Below are 6,264 nucleotides of genomic sequence, written 5' to 3' on the forward strand. Positions count from 1 at the left end.
AAGAATAATTGGAACACGTCATGGCGAGAAATTATACGAAACGCTTTGTACCCGCGAAGAGATGATGAAGGCCGAAGATATGGGCGATTTTTATCGTATTCCAGCGGATAACAGAGATTTGAATTATGCCAAATATTTCTCGGAAGGGGAAGAAGATGTGTCTAAAATCGAAGATTATCATTCACACAATACAGAGCAACAAGGGGTTGAAGGATTAAAAAGCTTAATCTCGAAATTGCCATTGATTCGAAAGGAAGTTTTTGGAGAAGACGTGGCTCAAATGCCTGGATGATTTAGTGAATAGTGATTGGTGAATAGTGTTTGGTAGTTTGTTTACTAAGAAATGGTTTTAAATAGCAATGTTATGAAAGTGCTTCCACAAATAATTAAAGGTAATAGTCATGCCGATGACCGAGGTGTTTTGCAATTTAATAATGATTTTAATGCTTTAGAAGTAAAAAGAATTTATACAATTGAAAATAGAGATGCTGCATTTGTTCGTGGTTGGCAAGGACATAAGATTGAGCAACGATGGTTTTCTGCTATTAAAGGTTCTTTTAAAATTCAAATACTCTCCATTGCTTATTTTGAAAAAGGATTAAAAGACTTACAGCCTTATTGCTTTGTATTGAAGGCCGATCAAATGGATATTTTGCATGTTCCAGCAGGGTTTGTAAGTAGTATTCAAGCACTGGAAGAGGGTGCTAAATTGCTCGTCTTAGCCGATTATAAGTTGGGTGAAGTCGACGATGAATTTAGATTTGAATATCATGCCGATGATTTTTTAACAATAAAATAGTTTATGAAAATATTGATAACCGGAGCCAATGGTTTCGTAGGTAAAAACTTAGTTGCACAATTAAACAACATTAAAGCAGGAAAGGCGAAGCATCCTGTTTTAGGAACTGATTTACACATTATTGAATACAGTCGAGAGTCCGATGCTTCCGTATTAGAAGCAGCTTGTAAAGAGGTTGACTTTGTATTTCATTTAGCCGGAGTAAATCGCCCAATAGAACAAAGTGCGTTTATGACTGGTAACTTTGGCTTTACAACAGTCCTGTTAGAGAAACTTAAAGAAAATAATAACAATTGTCCTATCGTACTTGCTTCTTCCACTCAAGCAGAGTTGGATAATCCTTACGGCATTAGCAAAAAAGCAGGAGAAGAGGCAGTAAGGTCTCATTTTTCTCCACAGGAACGCGGAGAAAAGGCACTTATTTATCGCTTTCCCAATATTTTTGGGAAATGGTGCAAACCTAATTACAACAGTGCTGTAGCTACTTTTTGTCATAACATCGCAAATGATTTACCCATTTCTGTAAACGACCCTAATGTAGCAATGACTTTAGTTTATATAGATGATGTGGTAGAAGAATTGATCGGCGCATTAACGAATAAAGCCACCCGAGATGGTGATTTTTGCATTGTTCCAACAATTCATCAGCTAAAACTTGGACAAATTGTTGACTTACTATATAGTTTTAGAGAACAACGCGAAAATTTAACAGTGCCGAATGTCACCCCTAACACTTTTGAAAAGAAATTATACGCTACCTATTTGAGTTATTTACCAGCAGCGAAATTTTCCTATCCTCTAAAAATGAATATCGACCCAAGAGGTAGTTTTACCGAAATTATTCGAACCCCCGAAAGAGGACAGTTTTCTGTAAATATTTCAAAACCAGGCATCACAAAAGGCCAACATTGGCACCATACCAAAAATGAAAAATTTGTGGTTGTTAGCGGAAAAGGCCTCATTCAATTGAGAAAAGTTGGGAAAGATGAAAATGGTAATGATTTCCCAATTAACGAATTTTATGTGAGTGGTGAAAAAATGGAAGTGGTAGAAATGATTCCGGGGTATACCCACAACATCATCAATCTTTCAGAAACAGAAGATATGGTCACTTTTATGTGGGCAAATGAAAGTTTCGATCCCAATCGTCCCGACACTTTTTTTGAGGAAGTATAATTTAAAATTGAAGATTTAGAAAAAAATACAATATGAAAAAATTAAAAGTCTTAACCGTTGTAGGTACACGACCTGAAATAATTCGTTTATCTAGAGTATTAATTGCATTGGACCAATCTGAAGCAATCGAACACATTTTAGTGCACACGGGTCAGAACTATGACTATGAGCTTAACGAAGTGTTTTTTGAAGATTTAGGCTTGCGCAAGCCAAATCATTTTCTCAATGCAGCAGGTTCAAATGCTACTACTACGGCGGGACAAATTTTAATCAACATTGATTCCGTGTTGGAAACAGAAAAGCCCGATGCCTTTTTGGTACTTGGAGATACCAATTCTTGTTTGTGTGCAATAGCTGCTAAGAAGCGACATATTCCTATTTTTCACATGGAGGCTGGGAATCGTTGTTTTGATCAACGAGTTCCTGAAGAAACGAATCGTAAAATTGTAGATCATGTATCGGATATCAATTTAACGTATTCGGATATAGCACGTGAGTATTTATTGCGAGAAGGATTATCAGCGGACAGGGTTATCAAAACAGGTTCTCCTATGTTTGAGGTACTACATCACTATTTACCACAAATTGAAGCTTCAACTGTTTTAGAAAAATTAAATTTAGAAGAAGGGAAGTTCTTTGTGGTATCTTCTCATAGAGAGGAAAACATCAATAACGAGAAAAATTTCACAAACCTAATGGCTACTTTAAATCAGGTAGCGGAAAAATATAAATTTCCAATCATTGTTTCAACTCATCCAAGAACTAGAAACATGATTGAGAAAATGAAAATTGAAATGCGTCCTGAGATTCAATTCTTGAAACCGCTCGGTTTTCACGATTACAATGCCTTACAAAAGAGAGCATATGCTGTATTATCAGATTCCGGAACCATTTCAGAAGAATCATCGATTTTAAATTTTAGAGCCTTAAACATTCGTCAGGCTCATGAACGTCCTGAAGCCATGGAAGAAGCCTCGGTGATGATGGTAGGTTTAAGCCCAGAGCGTATTATGCAAGGTTTAACTCAAGTTTTACAACAAAAAGTTGGTAAAGAGCGCAATTTTAGACCCGTTGCCGATTATTCGATGCCTAATGTTTCCGAGAAAGTGGTTCGAATTATTATTTCCTATACGGATTATATAAAAAGGACTGTTTGGTCGGAAGAGATATAAAATGACATTAAGGAAAAAAATATTAATACACAGTATCGTATTTAGTCCAGACGGAGTTTCAACCGCCTATTTATACAAGGATATTGCTAAAGCATTTAAAGAGCATGGTTTTGAAGTGGTTGTTTTAACAACCACTCCTCATTATAATATTGTACCTGAAGAGCTCATTAAACAACCATTAAAAAAGAAGTTTTTTGGTTTTTATTATGAAAGTAACTTTAATGGTGTAAAAGTTCTGCATATACCTCAGAAAAAATTTAAGTCCACATTATTAAGAATCGTTGGTTTTATATTCTGGCATCTTATGGCACTTGTTCTCGGGTTAGGGCAACGAAACATTAATGCAATATTATCTCCTTCGCCACCGCTTACAATTGGATTTGTTAATTTGATTATAGGAAAAATTAAAAAAGCTAAAGTTGTATACAATGTTCAGGAAATATACCCTGATTTTTTGATTGAAAAAGGTGGATTAAAGTCTAAACCTATTATTAGAATTCTAAAATGGTTGGAGCGCTTTGTGTATAACAAATCAGACGCTGTTACAACAATTGATCAGATTTTTTATGATACCGTTATAGAGCGATTTGAAAACAAGTCTAAACTTCATATAATCCCTAATTTCGTAGATACAGACCTATACCATCCTCTTTCTTATTCTTCTTTAAAAATTGATAATAGTTTATTTAAAGCAAATAATAATCTTAAGTTGATGTATGCAGGAAATGTCGGTCATGCACAAGATTGGTATCCTTTAATTGAAACGGCAAAGAAAATGAAAAACGATCCGATTGATTTTTATGTTATCGGTGAAGGAGTTATGAAAAAATATATTGAAGATCAGAAAAAGGAATACAGCTTAGAAAACTTATATATTTTACCATATCAGCCTAGGGAAATGATGCCACAATTGTTGGCATTTGCAGACTTGCAATATATCTTTATGTCTAAAGAAATGGAGGGACATGGTTTTCCTTCCAAAGTTTATACAATAATGGCATGTGGTAAGCCTATGTTGATCTGTTCTGGAGATAATACACCAATTGTAAACTTTTTGAAAGATTTGAATTGTGCAGAAATTATTTCTACAGCGGATTTATCAGAAAAAGTAGCTCATATTGAAAAGTTTCTAAAAACGGCTACAGAAGAAAAACTTCGTATATTAGGTTCAAACGGTTTAAAAACAATCGAAAATCATTATACAAAGCAGGTGGTAACAAAAAAATATGTTAATCTTATAAATAACCTTTTTTTTAAATGAAAACCATCATTACAGGAGCCTCTGGCTTTGTAGGTCAAAACTTATCTAGGTATCTCAAGCAGAAAAATATTTTTGTAGAAGAACTGTCCCTCAGAAATAAAGAATGGTCTACACAATTAAATCAAAAAGCAAACGCATTAATACACTTAGCAGGTAAAGCCCATGATGTAGAAAAAACAGCAGAAGAAAAAGAGTATTTTGAAATTAACAGAGATTTAACCATTGAGCTGTTTCACGAGTTTCTAAAATCAGAAATTCAAGATTTTTTCTTTTTTAGTTCTGTAAAAGCAGTTGTAGACCATACAGAAAGTATAGTGCACGAAGAGATGATTCCTAATCCTCAAACACCCTATGGTAAATCAAAATTGGAAGCAGAGCTATATTTATTAGCCCAAAATTTACCACTTAACAAAAGATTATTTATTATTCGTCCTTGTATGATTCACGGTCCTGGTAATAAAGGAAATTTAAACATACTCTCTAGTGTCTTAGAAAAAGGAATACCTTGGCCTTTAACCAAATTTGTTAATCATCGTTCGTTTCTAAGTATAGATAACCTATCATTTATGATGTACGAAATGTTAAATAATAAAAACCTGAAATCTGGGATTTATAATTTTGCAGATGATGAATCTTTATCTACCAACGAACTCGTAGTCATCATTAATAAGGTATTGGGCAAGAAAACTAAATTCTTACATCTGCCTAAATTTATAGTATACGCCATTGCAAAACTGGGGGATGTAGTGAATCTTCCTTTAAACTCAGAAAGAATGAAAAAACTCACTGAAAACTATGTGGTCTCTAACCAAAAAATTAAAAATGCTTTAGGCATAAACAGGCTTCCAGTCTCTCCGCACCAAGGAATTACAGACACTATTAAAAGTTTCAAGAAAATAAAAGACACTCTTACATAGAAAAAGAAGAATGAAAAAAATAAAATACTAGAAGACGAAACGGTTTATACCTTTTGATTACTTAAAAAACAAATTTGAAAATTCTCTATAATTATGTAGTTTTGCATTTGGTTCAGTAAATCCACAGCTCAGTATCCTGTTGCTTTTATTAAAAAAAATATTACTCTTGCATAAGAGGAAAAGATGATGAAGAAGGGAAATAGATGAACTGTTTATTTATTTGATGAAAAACACAATAATATCAGATTTTAAAAGTTACTTTACTTAAAATTGATAAAAACTATTTTAATAATGATTAATAACAATGTAAATGAAAAATAAATTTTTAATTCTCTTACCTTTACTATGGCTGTTTTTTAATGCTTGTACAAGTAAGAAAAGTATAGATTATATGCAAAATATAGAAGACATAGCGTTAGATGCTTCTGCAAGAAATGCAAAATCTACCATCCAGCCTAATGACCAATTAGTAATTCTGGTGACAGCCAAAGACATGGATGTGGTAAGACCATTCAATCAAAACTTTTCTTCAGGTCAAATTTTACAATTTTCATTACCAAGCAGCAATACACCCACACAAAACCAAACTACTACTCAAGGGCCTACTTATGTAGTAGATGCTCAAGGAAATATAGAGTTCCCAGTATTGGGCAAAATCAATACAGAAAACAAAACAACAGAAGAATTAAAAGAGATCCTAAAAAAAGAACTAGCGACTTATGTCGTTAATCCGCAAGTTTCGGTGAAGAACACTAACTATAAAGTGACGGTTTTAGGTGAAGTAAACAAACCCGGTACATACTATATCCCAGATGCGCAAACTACACTTTTAGGAGCAATTGGATTAGCAGGGGACCTTACCATATACGGGAAAAGAAATGATATTTTAGTGCTGAGAAATATTGATGGAGTAATTACCAAAGAAAGAATAGACCTTTC

The 6,264-nt window shown here is 33.7% G+C and carries 7 protein-coding genes; all 7 read left to right on the plus strand.

Annotated features, from left to right (window positions below; genetic code table 11):
- On the plus strand, positions 1–292 hold a 292-nt coding region (locus ACE3PD_RS00285; protein ID WP_374398486.1), incomplete at its 5' end, for a polysaccharide biosynthesis protein.
- A gap of 72 nt (positions 293–364) precedes the next feature.
- Positions 365–799: a WxcM-like domain-containing protein gene (locus tag ACE3PD_RS00290; RefSeq protein WP_374398488.1), complete on the plus strand. Its 435-nt coding sequence runs from the start codon at positions 365–367 to the stop codon at positions 797–799.
- Between the two features lie 3 nt (positions 800–802).
- On the plus strand, positions 803–1,975 hold the full coding sequence (locus ACE3PD_RS00295) for a capsular polysaccharide biosynthesis protein CapF (RefSeq protein WP_374398490.1): 1,173 nt from the start codon (positions 803–805) through the stop codon (positions 1,973–1,975).
- Positions 1,976–2,007: 32 nt separating this feature from the next.
- Positions 2,008–3,147 carry a non-hydrolyzing UDP-N-acetylglucosamine 2-epimerase gene (wecB, locus tag ACE3PD_RS00300; RefSeq protein ID WP_374398492.1) on the plus strand — a complete coding sequence of 380 codons (1,140 nt, stop codon included), beginning with the start codon at positions 2,008–2,010 and terminating at the stop codon, positions 3,145–3,147.
- 1 nt (position 3,148) lies between these two features.
- Positions 3,149–4,408 carry a glycosyltransferase family 4 protein gene (locus ACE3PD_RS00305; protein ID WP_374398494.1) on the plus strand — a complete coding sequence of 420 codons (1,260 nt, stop codon included), beginning with the start codon at positions 3,149–3,151 and terminating at the stop codon, positions 4,406–4,408.
- Positions 4,405–5,325 carry an NAD-dependent epimerase/dehydratase family protein gene (locus ACE3PD_RS00310; protein ID WP_374398496.1) on the plus strand — a complete coding sequence of 307 codons (921 nt, stop codon included), beginning with the start codon at positions 4,405–4,407 and terminating at the stop codon, positions 5,323–5,325. Before ACE3PD_RS00305 ends, ACE3PD_RS00310 begins: the two co-directional genes overlap by 4 nt.
- 310 nt (positions 5,326–5,635) lie before the next feature.
- Positions 5,636–6,264, plus strand: a 629-nt coding sequence (locus ACE3PD_RS00315) for a polysaccharide biosynthesis/export family protein (RefSeq protein ID WP_374398498.1), incomplete at its 3' end; no start/stop codon positions are given.

Origin of the sequence: Flavobacterium sp. (assembly GCF_041911335.1) — a bacterium.
Lineage (GTDB): Bacteria > Bacteroidota > Bacteroidia > Flavobacteriales > Flavobacteriaceae > Flavobacterium.

What these genes read in the sequence shown, in the direction of transcription:
- ACE3PD_RS00290 (WP_374398488.1), top strand. Translation starts at nt 365, where the DNA reads ATGAAAGTGCTTCCACAAATAATTAAAGGTAATAGTCATGCCGATGAC.
- ACE3PD_RS00295 (WP_374398490.1), top strand. Translation starts at nt 803, where the DNA reads ATGAAAATATTGATAACCGGAGCCAATGGTTTCGTAGGTAAAAACTTA.
- wecB (WP_374398492.1), top strand. Translation starts at nt 2,008, where the DNA reads ATGAAAAAATTAAAAGTCTTAACCGTTGTAGGTACACGACCTGAAATA.
- ACE3PD_RS00305 (WP_374398494.1), top strand. Translation starts at nt 3,149, where the DNA reads ATGACATTAAGGAAAAAAATATTAATACACAGTATCGTATTTAGTCCA.
- ACE3PD_RS00310 (WP_374398496.1), top strand. Translation starts at nt 4,405, where the DNA reads ATGAAAACCATCATTACAGGAGCCTCTGGCTTTGTAGGTCAAAACTTA.